This window comes from Verrucomicrobiia bacterium, assembly GCA_036268055.1.
Taxonomy (GTDB): domain Bacteria; phylum Verrucomicrobiota; class Verrucomicrobiia; order Limisphaerales; family Pedosphaeraceae; genus DATAUW01.
Genome location: DATAUW010000019.1, coordinates 1 through 24,376, shown reverse-complemented (window position 1 = coordinate 24,376; position 24,376 = coordinate 1). Strand labels below are relative to the sequence as shown.

At 55.5% G+C, this 24,376-nt stretch carries 20 protein-coding genes; 4 read left to right on the top strand and 16 right to left on the bottom strand.

The window, feature by feature from the left end; genetic code table 11:
• Positions 1–22: 22 nt before the first annotated feature.
• The 14 genes from VH413_13965 to VH413_13900 all read right to left on the bottom strand — a co-directional run bounded on the left by VH413_13965 (position 23) and on the right by VH413_13900 (position 19,119).
• Positions 23–940, bottom strand: a complete 918-nt coding sequence (locus VH413_13965; GenBank protein HEX3799798.1) for a complex I NDUFA9 subunit family protein — start codon at positions 938–940, stop codon at positions 23–25.
• A gap of 1 nt (position 941) precedes the next feature.
• The gene (locus tag VH413_13960) at positions 942–2,672 is read right to left on the bottom strand and encodes a M3 family oligoendopeptidase (protein ID HEX3799797.1); all 1,731 of its coding nucleotides are present in this window, start codon (positions 2,670–2,672) and stop codon (positions 942–944) included.
• A gap of 398 nt (positions 2,673–3,070) precedes the next feature.
• Positions 3,071–3,553 carry an AraC family transcriptional regulator gene (locus VH413_13955; GenBank protein HEX3799796.1) on the bottom strand — a complete coding sequence of 161 codons (483 nt, stop codon included), beginning with the start codon at positions 3,551–3,553 and terminating at the stop codon, positions 3,071–3,073.
• Positions 3,554–3,631: 78 nt separating this feature from the next.
• A complete protein-coding gene (locus tag VH413_13950) occupies positions 3,632–4,285 on the bottom strand; it encodes a response regulator transcription factor (protein ID HEX3799795.1) in 654 nt (217 codons plus the stop codon).
• Entirely contained in the window at positions 4,254–7,439 is a 3,186-nt protein-coding gene (locus VH413_13945; GenBank protein HEX3799794.1) for a histidine kinase, read from the bottom strand. Before VH413_13945 ends, VH413_13950 begins: the two co-directional genes overlap by 32 nt.
• A gap of 298 nt (positions 7,440–7,737) precedes the next feature.
• A complete protein-coding gene (locus tag VH413_13940) occupies positions 7,738–9,372 on the bottom strand; it encodes a hypothetical protein (GenBank protein HEX3799793.1) in 1,635 nt (544 codons plus the stop codon).
• 58 nt (positions 9,373–9,430) lie between these two features.
• Positions 9,431–10,231: a type II secretion system protein gene (locus VH413_13935; GenBank protein HEX3799792.1), complete on the bottom strand. Its 801-nt coding sequence runs from the start codon at positions 10,229–10,231 to the stop codon at positions 9,431–9,433.
• Positions 10,232–10,533: 302 nt separating this feature from the next.
• Complete coding sequence (locus VH413_13930; GenBank protein HEX3799791.1) at positions 10,534–12,141, bottom strand: DUF885 domain-containing protein; 1,608 nt, start codon at positions 12,139–12,141, stop codon at positions 10,534–10,536.
• Positions 12,142–12,195: 54 nt separating this feature from the next.
• Positions 12,196–14,241 carry a M48 family metallopeptidase gene (locus VH413_13925; protein HEX3799790.1) on the bottom strand — a complete coding sequence of 682 codons (2,046 nt, stop codon included), beginning with the start codon at positions 14,239–14,241 and terminating at the stop codon, positions 12,196–12,198.
• A gap of 97 nt (positions 14,242–14,338) precedes the next feature.
• A complete protein-coding gene (locus tag VH413_13920; protein ID HEX3799789.1) occupies positions 14,339–14,851 on the bottom strand; it encodes a Uma2 family endonuclease in 513 nt (170 codons plus the stop codon).
• 189 nt (positions 14,852–15,040) lie between these two features.
• Positions 15,041–15,853, bottom strand: a complete 813-nt coding sequence (locus VH413_13915) for a cysteine peptidase family C39 domain-containing protein (protein HEX3799788.1) — start codon at positions 15,851–15,853, stop codon at positions 15,041–15,043.
• A gap of 82 nt (positions 15,854–15,935) precedes the next feature.
• Complete coding sequence (gene hrpB, locus VH413_13910) at positions 15,936–18,533, bottom strand: ATP-dependent helicase HrpB (GenBank protein ID HEX3799787.1); 2,598 nt, start codon at positions 18,531–18,533, stop codon at positions 15,936–15,938.
• A 93-nt stretch (positions 18,534–18,626) separates the two neighbouring features.
• On the bottom strand, positions 18,627–18,923 hold the full coding sequence (locus VH413_13905; protein HEX3799786.1) for a TMEM14 family protein: 297 nt from the start codon (positions 18,921–18,923) through the stop codon (positions 18,627–18,629).
• Positions 18,924–18,939: 16 nt separating this feature from the next.
• Positions 18,940–19,119: a CPXCG motif-containing cysteine-rich protein gene (locus VH413_13900; GenBank protein HEX3799785.1), complete on the bottom strand. Its 180-nt coding sequence runs from the start codon at positions 19,117–19,119 to the stop codon at positions 18,940–18,942.
• 192 nt (positions 19,120–19,311) lie between these two features.
• Between VH413_13900 and VH413_13895 the strand changes: the two genes are divergently transcribed.
• The 3 genes from VH413_13895 to VH413_13885 are packed head-to-tail and all read left to right on the top strand — an operon-like array spanning position 19,312 to position 20,202.
• Positions 19,312–19,554: a DUF2191 domain-containing protein gene (locus tag VH413_13895; protein ID HEX3799784.1), complete on the top strand. Its 243-nt coding sequence runs from the start codon at positions 19,312–19,314 to the stop codon at positions 19,552–19,554.
• On the top strand, positions 19,551–19,979 hold the full coding sequence (locus VH413_13890; protein HEX3799783.1) for a type II toxin-antitoxin system VapC family toxin: 429 nt from the start codon (positions 19,551–19,553) through the stop codon (positions 19,977–19,979). Before VH413_13895 ends, VH413_13890 begins: the two co-directional genes overlap by 4 nt.
• Before the next feature lie 58 nt (positions 19,980–20,037).
• Positions 20,038–20,202 carry a type II toxin-antitoxin system HicB family antitoxin gene (locus VH413_13885; GenBank protein HEX3799782.1) on the top strand — a complete coding sequence of 55 codons (165 nt, stop codon included), beginning with the start codon at positions 20,038–20,040 and terminating at the stop codon, positions 20,200–20,202.
• Positions 20,203–20,603: 401 nt separating this feature from the next.
• Here VH413_13885 and ahcY read toward each other — a convergent pair whose 3' ends face one another.
• Both ahcY and metK read right to left on the bottom strand, forming a co-directional pair.
• Entirely contained in the window at positions 20,604–22,070 is a 1,467-nt protein-coding gene (gene ahcY, locus VH413_13880) for an adenosylhomocysteinase (protein ID HEX3799781.1), read from the bottom strand.
• A 36-nt stretch (positions 22,071–22,106) separates the two neighbouring features.
• A complete protein-coding gene (gene metK / locus VH413_13875; GenBank protein ID HEX3799780.1) occupies positions 22,107–23,291 on the bottom strand; it encodes a methionine adenosyltransferase in 1,185 nt (394 codons plus the stop codon).
• Between the two features lie 276 nt (positions 23,292–23,567).
• On the opposite strand from metK, the gene VH413_13870 reads away from it, so the two are divergent.
• Positions 23,568–24,376 (top strand): metalloregulator ArsR/SmtB family transcription factor (locus VH413_13870; protein HEX3799779.1); only part of this gene is annotated, 809 nt, incomplete at its 3' end.

Sequence of the window (24,376 nt, the reverse complement as noted above, 5' to 3'; positions counted from 1 at the left end):
CAGGGTTGACCGGCGTGGCGTCTCAATTTGATGAATGCAAATAGCCAGCTATTCCGTCTTTAAAACTCACCCCATTAATTGAAAATAATTCCATTGCGCACTTTGCATCACCAACATTGTCCTCCTGAAGCATCAATAGTTGATCGCGATTGAATGGCGGCGCTTTTCCGAAGAGAGGAAAAACTTTTTCCAGCAGCGTGGCTTGGAGTCGCGCGATGGCGAGGGGCACGTGCATTTTCCAGCGTTTGCGATGCGTGACTTCGAGAATAGTGTCGAGGACTTGCTCAAAACTTAAAACGTCACGACCAGCAAGGTCGAAAGTTTGGCCGATAGATTTGGGCTCGGAAAGTGCGCTGACAAAACACTTCGCCACATCCGCGACGGGAACCGGTTGCAATTTTGCGCGGCCATCGCCGATCACTGGCAACACGGGAGAAAAACGCGAGAGGCTCGCGAACAGATTTACGAAATGATCATGCGGGCCGTAAATGATCGAGGGACGAAAGATCGTGAAGTCCAGGCCGCTGTGGCGCAAAATTTCCTCGGCGGCCCATTTGGATTGATGATAACGCGCGACCGCGTTCGGGCGCGTGCCGAGCGCGCTCATGTGGATGAAGCGGCGCACGCCGGCTGGTTGCGCGGCACCCACCATATTTTGCGTTCCGCGCGTGTGGATGTTTTCGTAAGTGGATTTGCCCACTTCGCTGATGATGCCGACGAGATGGATGACGGCATCGCAGCCGATCAATGCGCCGAAAAGGGTTTGCGCATCGGTCACGTCCCCGGGATGAATCTCAACCTTGAAACGCGCGGCGGCGGATTGAACCGCGGATGATTTTTCCTTTCGCGCGAGAATGCGGATGCCGTAACCAGCGGCGTGAAGCTGTCGAAGAATTTCTTCGCCGACAAAGCCCGACGCGCCGGTGACGAACACTTTCACATTACTTGAGCCGGGCCAATTCGGTGCGGACGAGGTTCATCAGCGGCTTCATCGTTTCCTGGTTGAATGCGAATTTGCAGCCGGCGGCGGCGAAAAGTTCGGGCAGCGGGCGCGAACCGCCAAGCGCGAGCGCGGACTTGTAATCGTTGAGCGCTTTCGCCTTGTCCTTTTTTGAATTTGCCCAGACTTGCAGCGCGCCGAGTTGGGCGATGCCGTATTCGACATAATAGAACGGATGCAGAAAAATGTGAAGCTGGCGGTGCCACATATAGCCGCGCGCTTTTTCATAGCCTTTCCAATCCACATCGCCGCCGAAACGATCCATGAGTTTTTCCCACGCCGCGCGGCGGTCGTCGCGCGTGTGGCCGGGATGCGAATAAATCCAGTGCTGGAAGGCATCCACCGTGGCGATCCACGGAAAAATTTTCGCAATGCCTTCGAGATGATCCTGGCGCGCGCGGCCCGCTTCGGCAGGCGCGTAAAAGTTTTCGATGAACTCGTTGCCGAGCAGTTCCATGCTCATCGAGGCGACTTCACAGAATTCAATCGGCGCATCGCGATAGGCATACAAATCCTCCTTGCGGCTGGCGAGCGCGTGAAACGCGTGGCCCGCCTCGTGCAACATGGTCTCGACGTCGCGCTGCACACCGACCGCGTTCATGAAAATAAACGGCAGCCGCGATTCGGACAGCGTGGATTGATACCCGCCCGGCGCTTTTCCTTTGCGATTCGCCAGATCGAGCAAACGCAAATTCTGCATCTCCTGAAACTCGCCGCCGAGCGTGGCGTCGAGCTGGTTAAAAATCTTTTGTGTGCTCGCGACCATGCCTTCGACCTGCTCAAAAGGACGCAACGGCGGACGATTCAATGGGTCCACGCCGAGGTCCCACGGACGCAACGCGGTCAAGCCGAGTTGACCACGGCGAACCGCTTGCAAATCACGCACCACCGGCATGATTTCTTTTTCAATCGCGGTGTGAAATTGCAGGCAATCCTCGGGCGTGTAATCGAAACGGCGGCGGGAGCGAAACGCGTAATCAATAAAATTTTTGTAACCCGCGTTTTTCGCCGTCTGCTCGCGGATTTTTACCAACTCGTCAAAAATCGTTTCGATCTTGTCCACTTCCTGCAAGCGGCGATTGGCGACGAGTTCCCACGCTTCCTGACGCAACGGACGGTCGGGCTCTTCGAGAAAACGCGCCATCTGCGCGAGGGTTTTTTCCTCGCCGCGAAATGGCACCGTCAGCGAGCCGCTGAGCTTTTGATATTGCTGGCCGAGCTTGGCTTCCTCGGTTTCGAGCGGGACATTTTCGGGACGATACAATTCGACCTGAAGCGCGGTGTTGCGGTCGAAGACTTCGTAACGCTGTTTCGGCAACCGGGCACGCAACGGATGAGCGATGAAAATTTCCGCGAGCTTGAATTCGCGTGGCTTGAGTTGCGGCTGCACATTTTCGACGGCGTGCAGGTAGGCTTTTTCCGCGTCGGGACTGTCCGTGTGGCAGGTCATGGCGATGTAACGCTCCGATTGATCCTGATCAATCGCGGCATTAAGTTCACTCCAATCCACGAGCCAGCGTTCGAGATCGGCAGGAGTCTGGCACGCGGCAGCGCGGACTTCCAGTTGATCGTAAAGCGGAGTGATCTGCGCGATGTCCCCTAAATCAATTTTTTGCGGAACGAAATGACGGGGCTTGTAGGCCGGCAAATTGGTGAACGGCAATAAATTCATACGCGAAAAGATAAACTAAGTTTGCCGAATGGGAATGAGATTTTAAGGGGAATGACGGGCCGATCTCAGTTTTTGTGGAATTGAAAGAGCGTATTCATGAGGGTGTCGCTCCTACGGAGCTAAGGATTGATTTGAAATACTATTATAAACATGGCGCTCCTAACGGAGCTTAATACACTGCCGTTGCGCGATCATCTCCGACGCGCATGTCGCGGCCAAGGGACAAGGTTTTATTTTTTTCAAGCTCCGTTAGGAGCGCCATGTTTATAATAATGACCCTGCAATAACCAAGCTCCGTAGGAGCGACAAGGTTCCTTCTTCCCAAGACGCAGGAAGTTGAAATGCGCAAATCCCGATACCACCGCAAAACCGGCCCTAAGAAAATTTAATCAGCGCGCCTACTGCGCCAAACGAGTTTTCTGCCCGGTGTCAAAATTCGCGGAATCGGACGCCAGCGTTCGAAATCCACTCGGCGCTATGCCATAAATGGATTTGAACATCCGGGAAAAATACAGCGCATCCTTGTAACCGACGAGATAGGAAACTTCCTTGACCAGCAAACGGTTGGTCGAAAGAAGTTCGCGCGCCTTCCGCATGCGCAAACGGATGAAAAAATCCAGCGGCGTATAACCGGTGGAAGATTTGAAGACCGCAAAAAAACGGCTGTGAGTAATCCCGGCGAGTTCGATGAGCACGGAAATTTTTAAAGGCTTGTTCAACTGCTGCACCATGTAGCTCACGCAATGATCCACTTGCAGATTTCCCGTCGCGAGCCGGATTGAATTGGAACCACAACCGGCATCTTCGCTGGAAGAGTTCTCGAAAGAAATTTCAACTGGCGCTGAACTTTTGCTGGTGCGGGCGGCACAATGGTTGGTCATCAGGCCAAGCTTATCATTCAGCTTTCCCGGTCATACATAGGTAGCAATACCTATGCGCTTTTGGACGGCCACAGAAAGCTACAGGTGAGACTTGTGATCAAACGCGAATTTGAGAAGGCTGTGGCTGCCGTGCAGGTTCAGTTTCTGGCAAATGTTGAGCCGATGATTATCTACCGTTTTGACGCTAATGCCGAGTTTGTCGGCAATTTCCTTGCTCGTATTATCTTCAGCGATGAGTTTCAAAATCCGCCGTTCCGCTGACGTGAGATACTCGATTTGCGGCTTGCTCAATAAAAGTTTTTGGACATGGTCGGTGCGCTTCTTTCCAATGTCCGACATGGAGCGGCTGATGAAAGTTTTTCCGCCGACAACTCTATCCAAGGCTTCCACAATATCATCGGCGGCGTTCTCTTTGAGAATATAAGCCTTGATGCCCAAATCCATCGCCGCGTTAAACATGTCCTCCTCCTTGTACATCGTAAGCACAATGATTTGGGCGGGATGCTCGCTCTTTTGAAGCGCGCGCGCCATGTCCAATCCGCTGATGCGTGGCATGTCAATGTCCAGCAGCACAATGTCCGGCTTGCGGTCCGAAACGAGCCGCAGCCCAAGCTGGCCGTCCGACGCCTCGCCCACCACTTCGAAATTCGGATGCTCCTCGATGATCTCGCGGAGCCCGCGTCGAAAGATCGGATGATCGTCAACGATCAATAATTTCACCAGGCGCTTCATGCTTGGAATTAAGAATGGGAATTTCAATCGTCAGGCTGACTCCGCTTCCCGGGCGGGAATCCACCACCAGTTCGCCGCCGAGAATTCGCGCCCGTTCGCTGATGTTGCTCAGGCCGAAACCGGCGCTTTCAACCCCGTGCGCGGAAAAGGCGTTGGCGTTAAATCCCTGGCCGTTGTCGCGAATGCCGAGCGAGATACGCGCCAGGTTTTTTTTGACGATGATGGTGACCTCGGTGGCCTTGGAATGTTTGACGACGTTGTTGAGGCTCTCTTGCACGATTCGATAAACATGGATTTCCGATTCCTTGTCGAGCAATCCGTCAATGTCCTCAACATCGCTGGCGAAGGAGATGGCGGTGTTTTCCGAGACGCGGCGGATCGCGGCGCGAATGGTCTGCGTCAAACCGAGCCGGTCAAGCTGATACGGCCGCAAGTCGTGGGTGATCTGGCGTACTTCTTCAATCGCCTGCGAAGCCATGCTCGAAATCTCCTCGAGCCGCCGTTGTAACTCTGGCACCGCACCCACCGGTTGCATCGCCAGATGCAGTTGATTTTTTATGACCAATAAATTTTGCCCAAGGCTGTCGTGAAGATTGGCGGCGATGCGGCGGCGTTCACTTTCCTGGCCTTGAAGCGTTTGCCGAGAAAAGGTCAGCCGCGCCGCCTGTTGCCGCCGGAGCCGCACGCGCAACAGTTGGATCCACAAGATCGTGCCGGAAAGAATCGCGGTCATGATGCCGATCAAAATCGAGGCGCGTTTCCAGGTCCACCACGGCGGCCCGCTCAGCACCACCACGTCGGCGGGACTGCGCAACCAAACCCGCCAAAGCCCGGTGGCATTTTCCGACAAGCCACCTCTCGCCGCTGCCGTGGCGATGGGTTGAAAGTCGCAGACGCCGGTGATCTCAATGCGGCTTCCGGGATTAAGCTCCGGCAGTTGGCCATCGTGCGTCGCCAGCACCGCCTCAAATGCCCGCTGGCCTTGTTCCAACTCCAGCATTTGATGATTGGCGTTCTTTTTCTGGGACAGCAAATCCGCCCGGACTTTTACGAACAGGCTGCCTCTTTCGCCCGGACTCACAGTGGCGAGATCAAGATTCAGCGGCTTAAATAAAGGATGGTTCCCGGTGGGACGCACCAGCGCGCCCGTTACGGAATTATTTTCATCGGGAAATCCAACGATTTCGACACCATCGCCAACGGAAACGGCCGGAGCATTCACGGTCTGAACGCGCATGCTTCCCGAAGCGGTTTGCACAAACAATCCCCAGTCGCCGCGAAACGTCACCACCCCGCCCATGCGAACGCGATGCTGCCAGTTGAAGCCCACGCCAACCGGCTTCGGATTCGCCATCGAAAAAACCGGCAGGTCAAAAGGATGTTCCGGCGCGGCTTCCTCAACCTCGACAAATTCGCGCGAAGGTGTCAGCAGCACGGGCCGGCCAAAAACCGCCGTGGACATGACGCCCTGGATGCGAAGGGTCGCGTCCACGTAATGCCGCAAAACTTCCGGCGGCGTCCGTCCAATCCACACCGAGGCGAGCGCCTTTTTTCCCGCCAATAAAATAACGCCGTTGGTATCCACGGAACGAACCACGCCCTCGACTTCCGTCCAGATTCCGTTGGCGATTTTCTCCAGCGAAAGATCCGTCGGGCCGATGATGGGCTTGGGCATCGTCTGAAGGCCGAGATTCCTCAGAACGGTCGGCTGAAGCCCGGGAGCATCCTTGCCCAGCAACAAAGTGCCGCCAATCTGCACCCATTCGCCGATTTGAAGTTTGCCGACGAGACGCTCCGCCGGGTCCAAAATAAAAATACTGCTGCCATTATCATCCTGGATGAAAGTGCAATGCTTCTTGAGCACGTCATCGTTGAAAGTGACCACCCCGCGCGTGATATAAAATCCCGCCATGTCGCCGGTGGGATTCATTTGGGTCTTCACGGCGGGTTGAGCCAGCGTCAACGGGGCCGTATTGGTGATGGTGGTTTCCAGCAGGCGAATATTGCTCTGCGAAGGAACCCAGATCAGGCCGGGCGTCAGCGGGCCGGTCATGCTGTGAGTGCCTTCGCACACGCCCTGCGCCTCGGCGCGGACGTTCAGCGGATGCAACGGCGAATCCTTGTCCCAATGTTGAACGTGCAACTCCGTCTGCTCATTGTTGTCGAGCATTTCCAAACTGGCCGACGTGTCATGCACCGCGAGAAAACTCAGCATGCCTTCCACTTGCACCCAGCAATAATTATTTTCGGGAGCGAGCGGCTGGTCCAGCGAGATGCGGCGCGGCTCAGGCAGCGGGCCGTTGCCAAGGATCGTGAGGTGAATTTCCTTCGCGCTCAAAACGGACGCGTAACGCCGGGGGCCGGTGATTCCCACGAGGCTGCCGGCGGAATAATTGGTCCAGAATTCGCGGAGAATTCCGTGGCTCACCGGCAATTTTTTTTCATCCGCACTATCGGCGAAAGGCGTCAAATATTTTCCATCAACCAAGGCTTGCGCGAAGTCCGGCCCTTGCCACGCGACCGAAAGATGGTCGTCTTGCAAGACCTGTTCCTGAAAAGCTTCGACGTAATAGGTTTTGTCGGAGCGCAGAAAAATCGTTTCTGAGCGTTGCGATGGATAGCGGGACCATTCCCGCGGATTCACCCAAAAACCTTCGCTGATGAAGGCAATTTTTCGGACTTTGGCCGGGTCTTCATCCGTGCTCAGCCAAAGCTCGGATGAATTATCGCTGGCGATCCAGAAAGTGTAATTTCCCGTCACCGGCGGATGCAGATAGCCCCGCATGCGCGTCAAATGATAATTGCCCCAGTTTGAAGGAGCCTCGAACGCGGCGGGCACATCCGAGCCGGACGGATGAAATGGATAATCAGGAAAACCTTCAACCGCCGGCGCGGCTTCGTTTCCCTCAACCAAAACGCGCTGGCCGATCATGACGGGTGATTTTTTTACGCTGCCGCTGATCGCCACCGCGCCGGTCGAGTCTTGCACCACCATGAGATTGCGGTTGGTATCGGCGAGCGTAACGACACCAGTAATGTGGAAAGAACATCCGCGAAGAAAATATTCGTTCGGGACGTTCCAGAATTGGTCAACATTCGTGACGATCGGAAAAGATTGCGCGAGCGTGAGAGCAGGGAAATAAATGAAACTCAAAATAGAAAACAGCCAGAGCGATGCGAACGGCGTTAATCGGTGAATTGTTTTTCTAATCGGCGAGCGCCGGTTCGGCACGCAATGGGTATCATGCGCAAGCGCATTGGGCCGTTCAGCGAACCGATGGTGAGACATGAAACGCATTCTGAATTCTCGAAAAAAAATAATCAATGGTTCTCTCAATAATCGTCCAGGGACAGGACAAATCGCAAAAATTTCAGCCAGCGGAAAAGCGAAACGGCGCCGGAACTTTGCAGTCCGGCGCCGTCGAGTTACGGACGCTTTAACTTCCCCATGCTTAATCGGCCGGCGGCGGATTCGACAGTTGGAAAAACACATTAGTGTCCGGTGTCCCGCTGAGATTCGAAGGCAGAATATCCGGCGTCACCAAAACCCATTTTTTCAAACCGAACTGAGTCCCCGTTCCCTGGTTGCCGAAAAACCCATTATAGAATCCCGGCAAATGCCAATCCATGGAGTTCGTGAGATCGGGACTGATGCCCAATCCGAAACCGGGATCCGGCGTCGTCCAGTTCACCCACACGGGATTGTTCGTCGTGACGAAGGCCACGCTCGCCACTTGCGCCGAGTCCGACGCGTCCCAGATGCCTGTATTGAGCCCGGTATCGGTGGCGAAGGTGTCGTTGATCGGCGTGCCCGACACACCCCTGGTGGTGATGTTCGCGTAATCGTTGAACTGGCCTTCGCCAGCGGTGGAATTGGGTTGAACACCGAAGATCGCGATCAGCGGATTGGCGAAATCGTTGGTTATATTCGCGTCAGCAATCGTGAAGGACGCCGGCGCCGCGCCCGGGGCAGTCAAGGTGCCACTGTTAGTATCGTTGAAAGTCACCGTCCAGGTTCCGACGGCAGTCGAGTTGGTAATCTGGAGCGCGATATTATTCGGATTGGAATTGGGCAGATTTGTTTTCCACGAGATGTTCGCGGTGACATTAGTGGTGCCGGCAAGAATCTGGAGCCACACGGAATTCGATGATTGGTAATCCATATACTCATTTCCTGTGATCGGATTGCCAATGAAATTGACCGGAAGCAGGAAGACATGAGTCTGGAAACCCGCAGCGTTGGCGGCGTCCAGCAGCGTGAAGGAATAGGAAACAGGATAGGTCGTCCCGGTTCCGACCCATGATTGATTTTGATCGAGGCTGGTGAGTTGCTCGCGGTCAAACACACTGGAGGTCGAACCGGCAAAAATGCGCACTGACGGGACGGCTTTTTGAATGGCCATGGTGGGCGGAGGATTCGTCACGGTTGAGGCGGGCCCGACCAACTTGATATTATCCACAAATAAAATGGACTTGTTGGTGAACGAACCGGAGAACATTTTCACAAACACATTTGGCAGGTTGGTGAATTGTGAATTGGCCACGGCATCCACCGGCAAGCTTACATGAATCCAATTGGTTTGGTCCACGGTGGGCGTGATGCTGCCGAAGTCCGGTTGGTTGAATCCCGTGCCGCGCGAGCCGAATTCCACCGTGCCGTAATTGGTCGAACCGCCGGAAACCTGCGTCTGCGACGTCGGGTCAAAGCGGATGTCGCACTGGAAGTTCGTGATTTGAAAACCATCGTAGCCATTGGGGGGATTGAGTCCGCCATAATTATCCATCACGACAAATTGCGGGCCGAACTGGCCGCCGACGCCGGCATCGGGAAATATGGCGACGATTTTCAGTGAACCGGAATTGGTGTTGCCATTGGCGTCGCTGGGGTCCCAGACGTTGGTGAAATAGGCGGTGCCGAACCAGTTGATCCAGGGATAACCCGCGTTGTTGGTGACTTCGGCGGCTGAATCAAAATTGTTCACGGTGTAGGTGGTGGTGGTTTGCGCCTGGCTCGATAATCCGCAGGCCGTGGCGAGCCCCAGCAAGGCGAACAGCTTTATAATTTGTTTGATCATCAACTTTTTCATGCGTTTGTGGTTTGGTGTTGTTTGGGTTGCGCGGGACGTTCGCCAGAGAAAGCGAGGTTCAATAGAAATAACTTTCCTGGCCAGCCGCGCCGGTCATCTGCCAGCGGATCGTGGCGGATGTGTGCTGTTCCACATGCCCGTCGGCAAAAGCCAGGTTGATCGAATTCAACGTGCCGTTGAAAAAATGCGCCGTGGTGCTCGGTATCAAATTGATGTTGGTGGAATTGCCGACGTACTCGGCGAGGTCCGTCATGATGGGGGCCGTGGCGGCGACGGGGTCGCTGGTTTTCTGCGGCCATCCCAGGCAATCAGGCGGGAACGTGGCGTTGGCCGTCACGCCCGGCACAGGAAATAATCCGCCATTGGCGTTGGAGAGTCGCGGCACGTACCAGTCATGCAGCAGCTTTCCATATCCGCCATTTTCGGAACGGCCACCCGGCAAGGTGGAAGTGAAATAAACATTCAGGTCGGTGATCTGGCTCAGGCTCCGGTGGAAATTACTGAAGAACCAGGTATTCGCGGTGTCGAATTCCTTGGACCGCACCGGGCAAAAATACATCGGCACGGTCATGCCATAGGGCGAGAGCGCCGTGACAAAATTGGTGCCGACATCGGTGGGATTTCCCCCCGAACTATAAACGGTAAACGCAGGCAATTTGCCCTGGGGATCGTCACTGGCATAGACGTTCACCATGATCGTCCACTGGCGGTAGTTGGAAGCGCAGTTGATGACCTTGGCCTTGAATTTCGCCTTGGCCAGGGCGGGCAAAAGCAATCCCGCCAGGATGGCGATGATCGCGATCACCACCAACAATTCGATCAGGGTAAAGCCGTTGTGCTCGCGTTTCGTCTTTTTCATGATGGCACTCAAATTACTTTGCCCATGGGAAAGCTGGCTCGTCCAAGAGACGCATACACAAGCTTGGTTGCGCGAGTTACTCGCGGCACTTTCTCATTCGGGCTTTCACAGACACTACAATCATCGAAAATGGTTTGCTATAGGTGGAAATACCTATCCAAAGATTCGAAAGAGACGGAGGTTTTACGGCGTGGATATTGCGTTCCGCCGTGGCGGCGAAAGATTCAATTTGAAGACGGATCGAAATCAGTTGCGAACGGCCTGACTATTTTCGGAGTTACAATGGCGGAAATATTTTGGGCTTAATCCAACCCATATTTTTCCAGCCACGCCTGTGGAAGCGTGCCGAAACTGATAAGCCAGTCGTTGAATTTTTGCAGCGTCCAGCCGCGCCCGATCACCAGGCGTTTGCGGAGGCGTTCGTTTTCAAGGCGTCCGAGCCAGTAACTCATCGGCACCGAGGGTGAGGCGGTGTACCAATTCACATCGGCGGCGGCGCGGGCGCGCGTGAAGCCGAGATTTTTTTGCATATGCGCGACGGCTTGTTCATAGCTGTAGCGGCCCGTCTGCAAACGCAGGTCAACGAGGATGCGATGGCAGCGCCATAGGGCATCGTGAAGCTGCTGAACTTCGAGCCACGGCGAACGCTCGATCTTTAAATCCACCATCATCTGCTCGCACCAGAGCGTCCAGCCTTCGTAAAAAACCGCGTGCGCAAAAAGCCGCCGCCATGGGCGCGGGTGGCGATTGGCGGTGACGAATTGCAAATGATGGCCCGGATAGGCTTCGTGCGCGCAGGTAAGGCTGAGGCCGAAATGCTGCTGGCGTTCGGCGAGTTTTTCGGCCTCGGTTTTTTTGGTGGCGCTGAGGTCGTTGACCCAAAAAATTCCGCGCTGGCGTTTCTCGAACGCGCCCGGCTGCGTGTACGCGGCAGTGGGGAAAAGATGGCGCATGAATTCCGGCACGAGGCGAACGTCCAGGGTTTCGCCTTTGGGAAAGGTGACCGCTTTCGTCGCGCGAAAAGCCTTGGCGACGCGCTGGGTTTCGCGGCGATACACGCCGAGCAAATCATCGCCGGGATTCCACGCGGCGCGGCTCTCGTGAATGATTTCATCGGTGGACTTGCCCCGGCCAAATTTGGCGGTGGCTTTTTTTAGAAGTTCGCCGACGCGCGCGACTTCGGAAAGTGCGAGTGACTCGATTTCACCGAGCGAATAATCAAGGCCGAGTTGATCGCGGACGCGGCGTTGAAGAATGGCGGCGCCCACCGCGAACGAACCGGACGGCGCCAGCGGACGGGCAACCACTTGTTTGTGATATTTCGCAAAAGCTTTTTTTGCGGCGGCGATTTGCCGCGCGTCAGAAGCGTGAGGCGAAACACTTTTCAGAAATACGGCAACGGCGTCGAAGAGCGAACCGGCTCCCGCGGCAGTTTGTTCCATGCTATTGCGCCAGACGCGTTCGGGACGATCAATCAGGGTGGCGGCTTCGGTGAGATATTGAGGAGTTTCGCGCAGGAGCGAACGCAAATGTTTCGCAACCACGGCTGGCTCGTCTTCGCCGCGCTGGAGTTCGTGAAGGAGAGCGCCGAGCACGTGGTCGAGCGCGTCCGGGTTTAAGGCATGACGGCCGCGCTCGAAGTCTTCGCACTCGCGCAATAGCTGGCTGCGAAAAGCGAGGCGGTCGAGGTGTTGCTCATTGCTGAGTTCGCTGGGGGAAAGTGATTCAAGCGTGGTGAGGGCTTGCTGGCGTTTGGCGTGCCAGCGTTTTTCGTGCGCAAGGTTGGCGCGGCCAAGTTTGCCACGGCTGTCCGGGAGGCCGGCGCTGGCGGCGAACGTGGGATGCTCGGCGAGGAGGGATTTAAAATAGCGGTCGAGAAGAGAATCAAAGGTTGCGGACGCGTTGCTCATCGAGTTACTGAGCCATAGCGCGAAACGATTTGCAATCGCGCAGAAAAGCAAAAATCATTTTGGGATTTGCCGCGTGAAGTAATTGAAGATGGTTTGAGCGACGGTTAATTGCTTTACTCCGGCCAGCCCGGAGAACGAATAGCTCAAGTTCTTTCGCTTAAATTCGAAGAGGGTCATTTTCCAAAACGGGCGTTGTGCCTGCTTCAGATGAAATGTCGCGCTCACGCTGCCATAGGTTTTTCGGTAGGAAATTTTTTGCAAATCGGCGAAACGAAGTTGGCGATGCCAGCCGGTATAGCTCAGGCCGTTGGCGTCGAGAGTCAATTCCCCATTCCGATGCCGCACCCAGAGGACACCCACTCCATACACTGGCAGCAAGGCGAAGAACGCGAAAAAGATTCGCAGCGGACCCATTTCGGCAGGCAGGAACATCGCCAGCGCGACGAGACCGCCGGCCAGACAGCCAAACACGATCAAACAAATCCAAAAAGCTCTCGCGCTGGATTTCCATTTGCGAACCGGGAAATGTTTATCCAGCAACTCGCGGCCATCGGCGGTTTGATAATCGGCGGTGGTGACCTGCGCGCGAGAACGCATCGTTCCAATGGCGGCATCGGCCTGGTTGCGCAGGTCGGCAAACAATTCCGAGCGATGGGCGAGCCAGCGGCTGTAGGCGCTTTCATTTTCCTGGACTGCGAGCGCCTCGGCGGCTTTGGCATCAATCGTCTGACCGAGCGCTTCAAGGCGCACATGCAAAGCGGGATGAGTGTCGAGCGGATGCGGCAATTTTTGCTGGAACAATTCATCCCAAAACGCCACGCCCGCGGGAAGTTTTTCGCGCACCACCGTGTGCAGGGGAATATCCAGCGGGCTTTGGCCGCCCTTGGTGACGGCATCCACCATGCCCTGCTTGAAAGCTTCGAGCAGCACGTGGAACCGCACGAGCGCGCTGGCGGCAACGCGCGGCGAAGTGACGGCGGCGGCCTTCGAATCCGCCAGCAATTCGCGCCGGCGGGAAACGGTGTTTTTGGTTTCGGCGAATGACCAATCGAAAAAATTCAAAAAATGGAGCGTCGTCCAGCCGATGTATTTTGCGCCCGCCAACGCCACGAGCGTGCCGTGGGTTTTTAAATGCAGCGGATAAAATTCCCGCGTGAGGCGCGTGTCATCACCGATGAAATGACCGAGTTCATGGCCGATGATGGCGATGATTTCCTCCTCGGGAAGTTGTTTGAGCAACGGATACGATAGAAACAACGTGCGGCCCTGCGCGAGTTCCTTGCCATCCCAGACGGCGAGTTCGGTGACGTAAAAATTCAACTGCAAACCGATGATGATATTGTCCGGCGGCGTGGCGTTAAGCCGCGCGGCAGCGGTCAGCACGGCGTCCCACAATTCCGGCGCTTCGGCGCGCGAGACTCGCCGGGACATCGGCTCGTTGAATCGCAGCGGCACCTTGGTCAAAAGAATCTTCGCGCTGGTGATGAGGACCGTCCCGCCAAGGATGACAATCACCAGCACCAGTTTGGGATACCAATGATCGGCCCAGATGATCGGAAATTCGTACGAGGCGTAAGTAAGCAGGGGAACGAGCAACAAAATTTGAATGAAGGCGCAAGTCATACCGATGCGCCAGCCAAGTTTATAATTGCGAATAAGATTTTCCTGCGATTCTTTTGCCTTCGAATTCAGGATGGTCATGTAACCCATCGCGGCGAGTTGCATCACGACGAGCAGCAGTGAAGCGCCAAAGCCCCAGCGCAGAAAGCGATAGGTTTGGGCGAGGCCCGCCTTGACGAGTCCCTCATGCAAGGTGGCAAGTTCCGGTGCACCGTCCAACGCGACCTTGGCAAAATCCACTTTGGAAAAAAATTCGATGCGGTCGTTTCGTTCGGCGGCGGTAAGGCGGGTGTTATTATTGAGATCGCCGATGATCTGGTTGCGCACTTTGGAGTTCAGCCAATGCGGCGCAAAATAAAAAAGCACCAGCACCACCAGTGGGATTGGCAAACTTTTGAAGAACGACGGCCAGCGATGGTTCTTCGGCTTGGCCGGTGGTTTGCCGGCGGCGCAGTTGCGGGGATCGTGCCCTGAAATCATCCCGGTTAGCATCTTTGGCATGCGCGCGCGGCGTCAAGCCCCGAATCGTTACAATGTTTTGCGCGAGAGCACGACGCCTTTAAAAGGCGATGGGTTCTTACTTCGCGAAGAGATTTTCGAGCGTCAGAACAAATTCCGGCAAAGCGATACTGGCGAGTGTTCCGCCTGGTCCGTGGGTCGTGCGTTCAGTGAACTGCTCGCCCAGCGGTTTCCGGTAAACCTCGATCTGTTTTTCCGGCGCCAGCACGAACCAGCATTCTTTCACACCGGCAGAAGCATAAGCGCGCAATTTCGAGCGATCATAGTCGTGGCTGGTCACACAGATTTCGACAACCAATTCCGCAGTGTGGGGATGCTCGGCAAAAAAATCGCTTTCGGTGCCGCGCACAACGGAGACGTCAGGCTCCGGTTCGGAATCGGAACAGGTTATCGGTTGCTCCGATCGGATTAGGCAGCCGGGTTTAATCACTGCCTCCAACAGGCGCAGCAGACGGGCAACCAGAAAGCTATGAAATGGCGACTTGGATATTTTGGTGTAAACCAAACCATAGAGAAGTTCGGTATTTTTGGGAATCAAGCCCGCTTCGCCCAGCGCGCGATACGCGGCCACGGATAAAGGCCAAAGCGGCGCACCTCGCAAAGGAGTAGGTGGAGAATCAGCCGCGTTCATTAGTAATCAAAGTAACGATTTTTGCCGTTTTCGCAAGGCTATTGTCGCGCTCGCGGCAGGACCAAACTGCCGTTTGGTGGTTTCGGTAATGAGAGCAATTCAAGATTTTTATCCGTTGCGCGAGCCAATTTATTTGCGCGAGAGCACGACGCCTTCAAAACGCCACTTGTCCGCGAATTCGACGAAGGTCATTTTGGTGAGGCCGTTGAGTGGATCGCCGACGGTGACGGTATCGCCACTGACATCAAGAACTGTCACATAATGGTCGAGGACGAGATTGAATTTCACGACGGCAAGTGTCAGTCCGGCGCGTTTCAATTCATCCACGCTGGCGAAATGGCGATACGTGCAGACAAGACCGCGCGCTGAATATTCTTGCGCGAGCGCTTGAGCAAGGACATCGGGCGGAGTCCCGGCGGCCGCGCTGGTGTGCGCGAGAATCGCGACCTGGCCTTCTTCGGCGGGCAGGCCGAGTTTGCGCAGGGCAGTTACAGCAGATGCGGGACCGCACGTGTAGGCGGTGTTTTGCAGGCAGACGCCGTCGGAATCAATGCGCGTGACGAGGCTCGCCAGATAATCGTGATTGAAAGCGGGCGCAAGGAACGGCCACACGGAAGCGAGGAGAACGATGACCGCGCCAAGACAGCCAAGCGCAATGCGGTCGCGCCGCAACGGCAGTTTCAGCAGGGGCGTAGTGAGCATCATCGCGCCGATGAAACCGACGCTGGCGAATTTTGCCCGGCCCAGCATCATCCATGAAATCGGCGGCGTGAATATAAGTATGGGGAATCGGCTGGCGACGGCGTAGAGCGCGATCAGGAATAGCGGGATGAAATAGCCGATGAGCCAGTATCGGTTCGGCAGGCGTGAACACCACGCGCCCAGGAGTGTTCCTCCCACTGCAATTAGCAAAACTCCCAATGATTCCACCCACGGATTCATTCTGGGTTATGGAGAGCTTAGAGAATGCCAAGGCAGTGCGGAGTGCGGAATTGGGAAAATGCGTCGCGGGCCTTAGCGAATTCTATGGCCACATCGTGCCGGGGAATTTTTTTTGGAGGGCGGGCTTGAGTTTGGGATAGACGCTCGTTCTGAAGGAGGGCCAATCGAGGGTGGAGTCGAGGCGTTTGCCGTCGGGCGTGGCGAGCCAGAGTTTGACGGAGAGTTTGCCTTCGCAAAGCAGGGGGTGTTCCTTGAGCGGGAAGCATTCCGTAAGTTTCACCTGCAACTCGGGCGGGTTGGGCTCGCCGTCTTTGCCGGTGGCATCTTCGGCGTAGAGGAGTTTGAGTTTGCGTCCGTCAGGCCACGGTATCGTGAGCGGCAATAATTCATCGAGCCAGGCGACTTGTTCCTTGGCGAGATGTCTTAAAAAATGTTCGCGCAGATGAACGGCTTGGGCTTCTTTAGCCAGCGTGAGGCCGGCGAAGGCGGTGGCGAGACACTTGGTAATGGCGGCTTCGTCGAAGGGAGGAAAATCCAGTTCGGGCATGACGGCGCAAACAAGATTCACACGACCGATGAATTGTTTGATTTCGTGATTGAGCAGCGGAAGCTCAAAATATTCTTTGCGCGCGGCTTCGGCGAGGCAACGGCCGGATGCGGCGTCGTCCATCTCACGCTGGTGCTCATGGTGGATGACGAGGTCGCGGAAGCGGACCATGCGAATCGCAGCGACGCGTTTGTGCGTGCGGTCGTAGAGATGTTCGACTTGCACGGTGATGTGCTGGGGAAAGGTCTGGGAAATCCACTCGAGTTTGACGGCGCTGGCGAGGCCGAGGAGCGTGAGCGGTTTTTCGCCGCGTCCGGGAACTTCGCGAATGGAGGCGACGACGAACAGCGGGGAATTTTGCACCACGCTCTCGCGCACGAGCGCGCCGGTGCGGCCTTCGGTGAGGTCGCAATCAAGCGTGCCAAGATCGCGGCGGATGCAAAGTTGATCAATAAAACCGGCCATCAAACAACGGAGTAGGGCGGTGTCGTCAATGCGATTATCGGTCGAGGGTAATTTTTTTTCGGCGATTTGGATGAGTTGCTGATACGTTTGCTCAACCTGGCGCGCGGATTGGGCGTGGATGCCGTAGCGGCGGCATTGGTCGAAGTTGAAATTGCCTTTTCGCGCAAATTCGTAGGCGCGCATGAGCGTGAAAAAATCGGAGTCCTGGCTGGCTTCAAACAGTTCGCGCGCCTCGGCGATGTGTTTGTCATCGCGGCGCAGGCGCTGGAGAAGATCGCGTCCGCTGACGAGCGCGGCGCAGAGCGCGGCGGGTTTGACGCAGCCGAGGCGCGCGGCCTCGATGAGCATGCGCGAGTAACGCGGGTGCATCGGCAAATGCAGCATCTGGCGGCCGATGGGCGTGAGTTCGGCGGCGGCGGAATCAAGCGCGCCGAGCATTTGCAAAAGATTTTCCGCGCGTTCCACGGCGATGGCGTCGGGCTTGTCGAGCCAGTCGAATTGCGCGGCCTTGGAAATATGGAGCGAGTGCAGGAGCAAAACGACTTCCGCAAGATCGCTGCGCTGGATTTCGGGCGTGTTGCGCTCGGGACGATTGAGGTGTCCGCTTTGCGTCCATAGGCGGTAGCACGTTCCCGGCGCGGTGCGGCCGGCGCGGCCTTTGCGCTGGTCGGCGGAGGCGCGGCTGATTTCCTCGATCGCCAAAGTGCCGATGCCGCGCTCGGCGTCGTAACGCGCGATGCGGGCCTGGCCGCTGTCCACGACGTGGCGGATGCCGTCAATGGTGACGGAAGTTTCGGCGACATTAGTGGCGACGACAATTTTGCGAAGCGGATTCGGCGCGAAGGCGAGGTCCTGCTCTTCGGGTTGCAATTCGCCGTGAAGGGGAATCAGCGCGACGCGTTCGGTGGTGTGCATGGCGCGGCAGGCGTTGATGGTGCTGGCGATTTCGCCCATGCCGGGCATGAAAACGAGGATGTCGCCGTGCGCGCCGGAATTGACGATGCGTTCGATGGCATCGGCGGCTTGTTCGGTGGCAGGGCGTTCGTCGTGGCTGTCGAGGTAGCGGACTTCGACGGGAAAGCTTTGGCCCTCTGAGATGAGAATGGGGCAGGGCAGTGCGGAATGCGGAGTGCGGAGTGCGGAATTGTCGGAAACGGAGGCGGTGGAGAGATAATCGGCAACGGGTTCGGCGTCTAACGTGGCGGACATCACTACGATTTTTAGATCGGGGCGGCGGGATTGTTGGAGTTGTTTGGCGAGGGCAAGAGCGACGTCGCTGAGTAAATTGCGTTCGTGAAATTCGTCGAAGAGAATGATGCCGACGTCGGCGAGGTCGCGGTCGTTCTGCAACCAGCGCAACAAAATTCCTTCGGTCACAAAACAAATGCGCGTGCCAAGGCTGGTGACATCATCGAAACGAATTTGGTAGCCGACTTCCGCGCCGAGTTTGACCTGGCGCTCCCACGCGACGCGCGCGGCGACGGTGCGGGCGGCGACGCGGCGCGGTTGCAGCACCACGATTTTGCGATCACCAGCGAGGCCGGCGTCGAGGAGCATCTGCGGGACTTGCGTGGTCTTGCCGGAACCGGTGGGTGCGACGAGCACGAGGCGGTTGCCTTCGCGGAGGACGCGGAGAATCGAATCGTGAATTTGCCAAATGGGCAACATTTCAGTGCGGAATGGTCCTTGCGGACGGCCACTATGCGGAATTAAAGAACGTGGGTTCGGACGCGAGGGACGGATTTACATTCTTTGCCTCAATTAAAAATGGACGTGGCGGAGAACGAGAGCGGCGAGCGTGATGATGGACATCAGGCCGTTGGGCATAAATTTTTTGGACTTGGTGAGGCGCACGGCGAAAAAGAGCAGCAGGAACAGCATCACGTAATCGGCGGCCAGCGGATAAGTGATGATGCGGATGGCGCAAAGGATGAGAATGACCGCGAACGCGGCGGACATGATGAGGGACATTTTGCTGCCGGCCTTGAGAAAGCCAACAAGGCCGCCGAGGAACAGCAGCACGATATAAACCCAAAGTATGGTGAGCGGATTTAACATAATGACGGACTTTGGGCTAATTGCCGGAGACATCCAAGCCAAGAATTTCGCCGGGCTCGCATTCGACGGTGACTTCAAAGGGGCGGCAGCAGATCTCACAATCGGTAGTGAAGGTCTGTGAAGGGATGCTGGTGTCAATGGTGAGGTCGAAGCTCTGGCCGCAGAAGGGGCATTGGATGGTTTCGGAAACTTGCATGGCAGGAGAACGTAATGGGTGAATGGGGAAAGACAAATTGAAATCTGTAGAAGCGGGATTTTTACCGCGGAGTCGCGGAGACGCGGAGGTGGGAAATTAAAAACGCAAAATTAAAAATTGAGAATGTTTCGGGTCGCCGCAAGACTGTAAGCGGTTTTGACAGCTACATTATTTTGACGTAGAGTTTGGCGCATGCAAACGACGATTCAACTGGATGATGTTGTATTTGCGGAGGCGACGAAGCTGGCCAGTGAAAGCGGACGTGATTTGTCTCATTTAATTGAGCAAACACTTCGCGACAAAATTGCCGCTAAGATAGCCGTCCCACCTCAACCATCTTTTCATCTGACAACATCTGGCGGCGGAGGTCTTCTTCCGGGAGTTGATCTTGATAACTCGGCGGCGTTGCTTGATCGCATGGAATCGCAAAAATGATTTTGCCGGATGTAAATGTCCTGGTGTATGCAAATCGTGTAGATGCCAGGGATCATCTCCGGTATCGGTCATGGCTTGAGGGGGTTGTTCAGAATGGCCAGCTATATGGGTTAAGTGATTTTGTTTTGAGCGCTTTCCTGCGATTAGTAACCAATCCGCGCATTTTTCAAGTGCCGACCGCGATTGATCGTGCATTGGATTTCACCAAGCAAATCAGGGAGCAGACAAACTGCCGTGTGATTGTCCCGGGCGTCCGTCATTGGCAGATTTTCACAACTTTATGCAGAGATACTCCGGCTGTCGGCAACCTCGTTCCAGATGCGTGGCTGGCTGCGCTTGCCATAGAATCCGGTTGCGAATTGATTACAACGGATCGCGACTTTAAAAAATTTCCTGGACTGCGGTCGAAACATCCTCTCGACTAGCACAATGAGGAGTATCGTTTGCGGTTGGTCAAGTATAGTTCGGCGAGATATTCAACTTATGAAAAAATTTACGGCTATTGTGCATCGGGGAGAGCCGGATGAAGGCGGTTTTTGGGCCACATGTTTGGAAGTGCCTGGAGCAAATGGGCAGTGGAAAACACGCGAGGAATGTCTCGTCAATCTTGGATCGGCAGTGCGAGATTTGATTGAATTGAACCAATGAGATTTAAACGCCGCTTGTTTCTATATTGCGCAGGAGCGATTGGAATCAGCATTGTTGCGCAAGTGGGTCTGCTTTTTTGTTTTTTTAGTTATACGTTGGTGGGCAAGTATATTTATTCCCCGTTTTACTGGCTTTCAAATTGGCCGAACATGTTGTTCCAACCACTTTTTCCGAAGACATTGCCAGATTGGCTTGAAGGATTCGGCTGGCCACTTAGCTGTCTGATTTCGTTAATTGGATGGGTTATGCTGGCTGGATTTGTAGCAATTATAATCCATGTCCTCTCGCTATCACGTTCACAAAACAGAGACTGACGTTTTAGAAACAAAAAAGGCGAACGGGGTTGCCGTTCGCCTTTTGAATTGATATGGGGCTCGCGGGTACGCTCGCCCTCCCGTTGATTAGTAGCGGTAGTGGTCGGGTTTGTAGGGGCCTTCGACGTGGACGCCGAGGTAGTCGGCTTGTTTTTTACTGAGCTTGGTGAGCTTCACGCCGATTTTTTCGAGGTGCAGGCGGGCCACTTCTTCGTCGAGTTTCTTGGAGAGACGATAGACGGTGGGTTCATAGGATTCGCGGTTCGCCCAGAGGTCGAGTTGCGCGAGGGTTTGGTTCGAGAACGAATTGGACATCACGAAGCTCGGATGGCCATGGGCGCAACCAAGGTTCACGAGGCGGCCTTCGGCGAGCATGTAGATGCAATGGCCATCGGCGAAGGTGTAGCGATCCACTTGCGGTTTGATGTTGAGCCGAGTGACGCCTTTGGCGTTGTTCAAGCGGTCAATCTGGATCTCATTGTCGAAGTGGCCGATGTTGCAGACGATGGCCTGGTCTTTCATCTTGGCCATGTGTTCGAGCGTGATGATGTCGCAATTACCGGTCGTGGTCACGTAGATGTCGCCCGTGCCGAGGGTGTCTTCGAGCGTGGTGACTTCGAAACCTTCCATCGCGGCTTGAAGCGCATTGATGGGGTCAATCTCGGTGACGATGACGCGCGCGCCGAAACCGCGAAGTGAATGCGCCGAACCTTTGCCGACATCGCCGTAACCGGCAACGACCGCAACTTTGCCCGCGACCATGACGTCGGTGGCGCGCTTGATGCCGTCGGCGAGGGATTCGCGGCAACCGTAGAGATTGTCGAATTTGCTCTTGGTGACCGAGTCGTTTACGTTGATGGCGGGGACGAGCAGCTTGCCCGCTTCCTTCATCTGATAGAGACGATGGACGCCGGTGGTGGTTTCTTCTGAAACACCTTTCCAATCCTTCACGATGTTGTGCCAGAAGGTAGGATTCTCTTTATAAACTTTCTTAAGCAAGTTTTTGATGACTTGTTCTTCGTGGCTGCCGGAAGGTGACGTTACCCACTTGTCGCCATCTTCAAGCTGATAACCTTTGTGGATGAGCAGCGTCACGTCGCCGCCGTCGTCAACGACGAGTTCGGGGCCTTTGCCATTCGGATGACGGACGGCGTCGAGAGTGCAATCCCAATATTCTTCGAGCGATTCGCCTTTCCAGGCGAAGACGGGAACGCCGGCTTTGGCAATGGCCGCGGCAGCGTTGTCCTGCGTGGAGAAGATATTGCAACTAGCCCAGCGAACGTCCGCGCCGAGATCCACGAGCGTCTCGATGAGAACGGCGGTCTGAATAGTCATGTGCAACGAACCGGTGATGCGCACGCCTTTCAACGGCTTGCCCACCGCATATTTTTTGCGGATAGACATGAGGCCGGGCATTTCAGCTTCGGCGATGGTGATTTCTTTGCGGCCGGAATCGGCGAGACCGATGTCGGCAACTTTATAGTCTTGTTTAGAACCGTTGCCGTTTTTCGGCAGGCGGTTTTTCGGCGACTTGGGCAATTTAATAGCAGCCATAATTTTTTAATTTTTTGATTTCAATTTCAGAACGAATTACAAATTCTTCGCTGCCTTTTTCAGAGCTGCGGCTTTGTCGGTTTTTTCCCAAGTGATGCTATTCAAGTCGTCCACCTTGCCGAAGTGACCGTAGTTGGTGGTCTTCGAGTAGATGGGTCGGAGGAGGTTGAGTTGCTTGATGATCGCGGCGGGCTTGAAGCTGAAAACTTCCTGCACGGCTTTTTCGATGGCTTCGTCGCTGACGACGCCGGTGCCGAAGGTGTTCACGCAAACGGACACGGGATCAGGATAACCGATGGCGTAGGCGAACTGGATTTCCGCGCTGGTGGCGAGGCCGGCGGCGACAATATTTTTCGCAACGTAACGGCCCATGTAGGCAGCGCTGCGGTCCACCTTTGACGGATCTTTGCCGCTGAACGCGCCGCCACCGTGACGACCCATGCCGCCGTAGCTGTCCACGATGATCTTGCGGCCGGTCAGACCGGTATCGCCCTGCGGTCCACCGACGACGAAACGACCCGTGGGATTGATGAGGAACTGGGTCTTTTTGTCGAGCAGGTGCGCGGGCAAAACTTTTTTGATGATTTCCTTGGTAATGAAATCCTTGATCTCCTTGTGCTTCACGTCTTCGGCGTGTTGGGTGGAGATAACGACGTTGGTGATGCGCACGGGTTGGTCGTTCTCGTATTGAACGGAGACCTGGCTCTTGGCATCGGGGCGAAGCCAATCCACCTTGCCGGCCTTGCGGATGCGAGTGAGTTCGCGGCCGAGTTGATGCGCATACATGACGGGCGCGGGCATCAGTTCGGGAGTCTCGGTGCAGGCGTAACCGAACATGAGGCCCTGATCGCCGGCACCTTGTTCGGCGGTGTCCTTGCCGTCGGCAGCCTTCGCATCAACGCCCTGGGAAATATCGGGGCTTTGCGAGGTGATGGCGTTCATGATGAGCACTTTGTCGGCATGGAAAACGTCGTCGTCGTGCGTGTAACCGATTTCGCGAATGGCGGCGCGGGCGATGTCGTTGAAGTCAAGCTTGGCCTTGGTGGTGATCTCACCGCCGACGACCACGAGGTTGCTCTTGGCGTAGGTCTCGCAGGCGACGCGGCTGCGCGGGTCCTGCGCGAGGCAGGCGTCGAGAACGGCATCAGAAATAGTATCGCAGACTTTGTCCGGATGGCCTTCGCCGACGGACTCGGAAGAGAAGATGAAGTTTTTGCTCATTTATATTTTATGGTGACCGACGTTATTAAGCGGCATCCTGGCCGAAAACTTGAGTGCCAATTTTCCGACACCAAAGCCCGATAAAATGCCGCTGTTTTAATACATATTGACGTATCAGGATAAGATGATATAAGATTTTAAAAATGCGTCAACTGAATTTTTGGAGAATCTAAAACTGGAAGTGACCGAAGGGACCACCTCTCCCCGGCCCTTTCCTCCGCAAGCGGCGGAGAGGGGGAAGAGATCGGAGTTGCGGGAAGTTTTGCTATTTGTTTTATGACTACTACTTTAAAAGCCTTGCGGGCGTTGTCCGATCCGACGCGGCTGCGCATCATCGCGCTGCTGGAGCGGGAAGAGCTTTCCGTGAATGAGTTGCAGGAGATCACGCGCATGGGGCAATCGCGCATCTCGACGCATCTGGGTTTGTTGCAGGAAGCGGGATTGTTGCAATCGCGGCGCGAAGGGAAGCGGACGTTTTATAAATTGCTGGCGGCGGCGAACGGCACGGCGTCGGAAGTGATCCGGCTGGCGATCTGTGGCGCGAAGGAATTGACGGAAAATAAGGCGGACCAGATCAACCTGAAACGCATCGTCGGGTTGCGGCACGAGCAGGCGCAGGTTTATTTCAACCAGGTCGCGGGACGGTTTGACCGAAGTTATGGCCCGGGGCGGTCATGGCAGGCGTTTGGGCATTTGCTATTGCGCATCATTCCGCCGCTGGTGGTGGCGGATTTGGGATCGGGCGAAGGGTTGTTGAGCGAGTTGCTGGCGCGGCGCGCGAAGAAAGTCATTGCGGTGGACAACTCGGAAAAGATGGTGGCGTTCGGCGCGAACAAGGCGAAGAAAAATGGATTGAAGAACCTGGAGTTTCGCCTGGGCGATTTGGAGAATCCGCCGATTGACGCGCACTCGGTGAACCTGGTGATCCTGAGCCAGGCGTTGCATCACGCGAGCGACCCGGCGCTGACGATCAAATCGGCGTATAAAATTTTGAAGCCGGGCGGGCAGTTGTGGCTGCTGGATTTGGCAAAGCATAATTTCGAGAAGGCGCATGAGTTGTACGGCGACCGCTTGCTGGGTTTTGC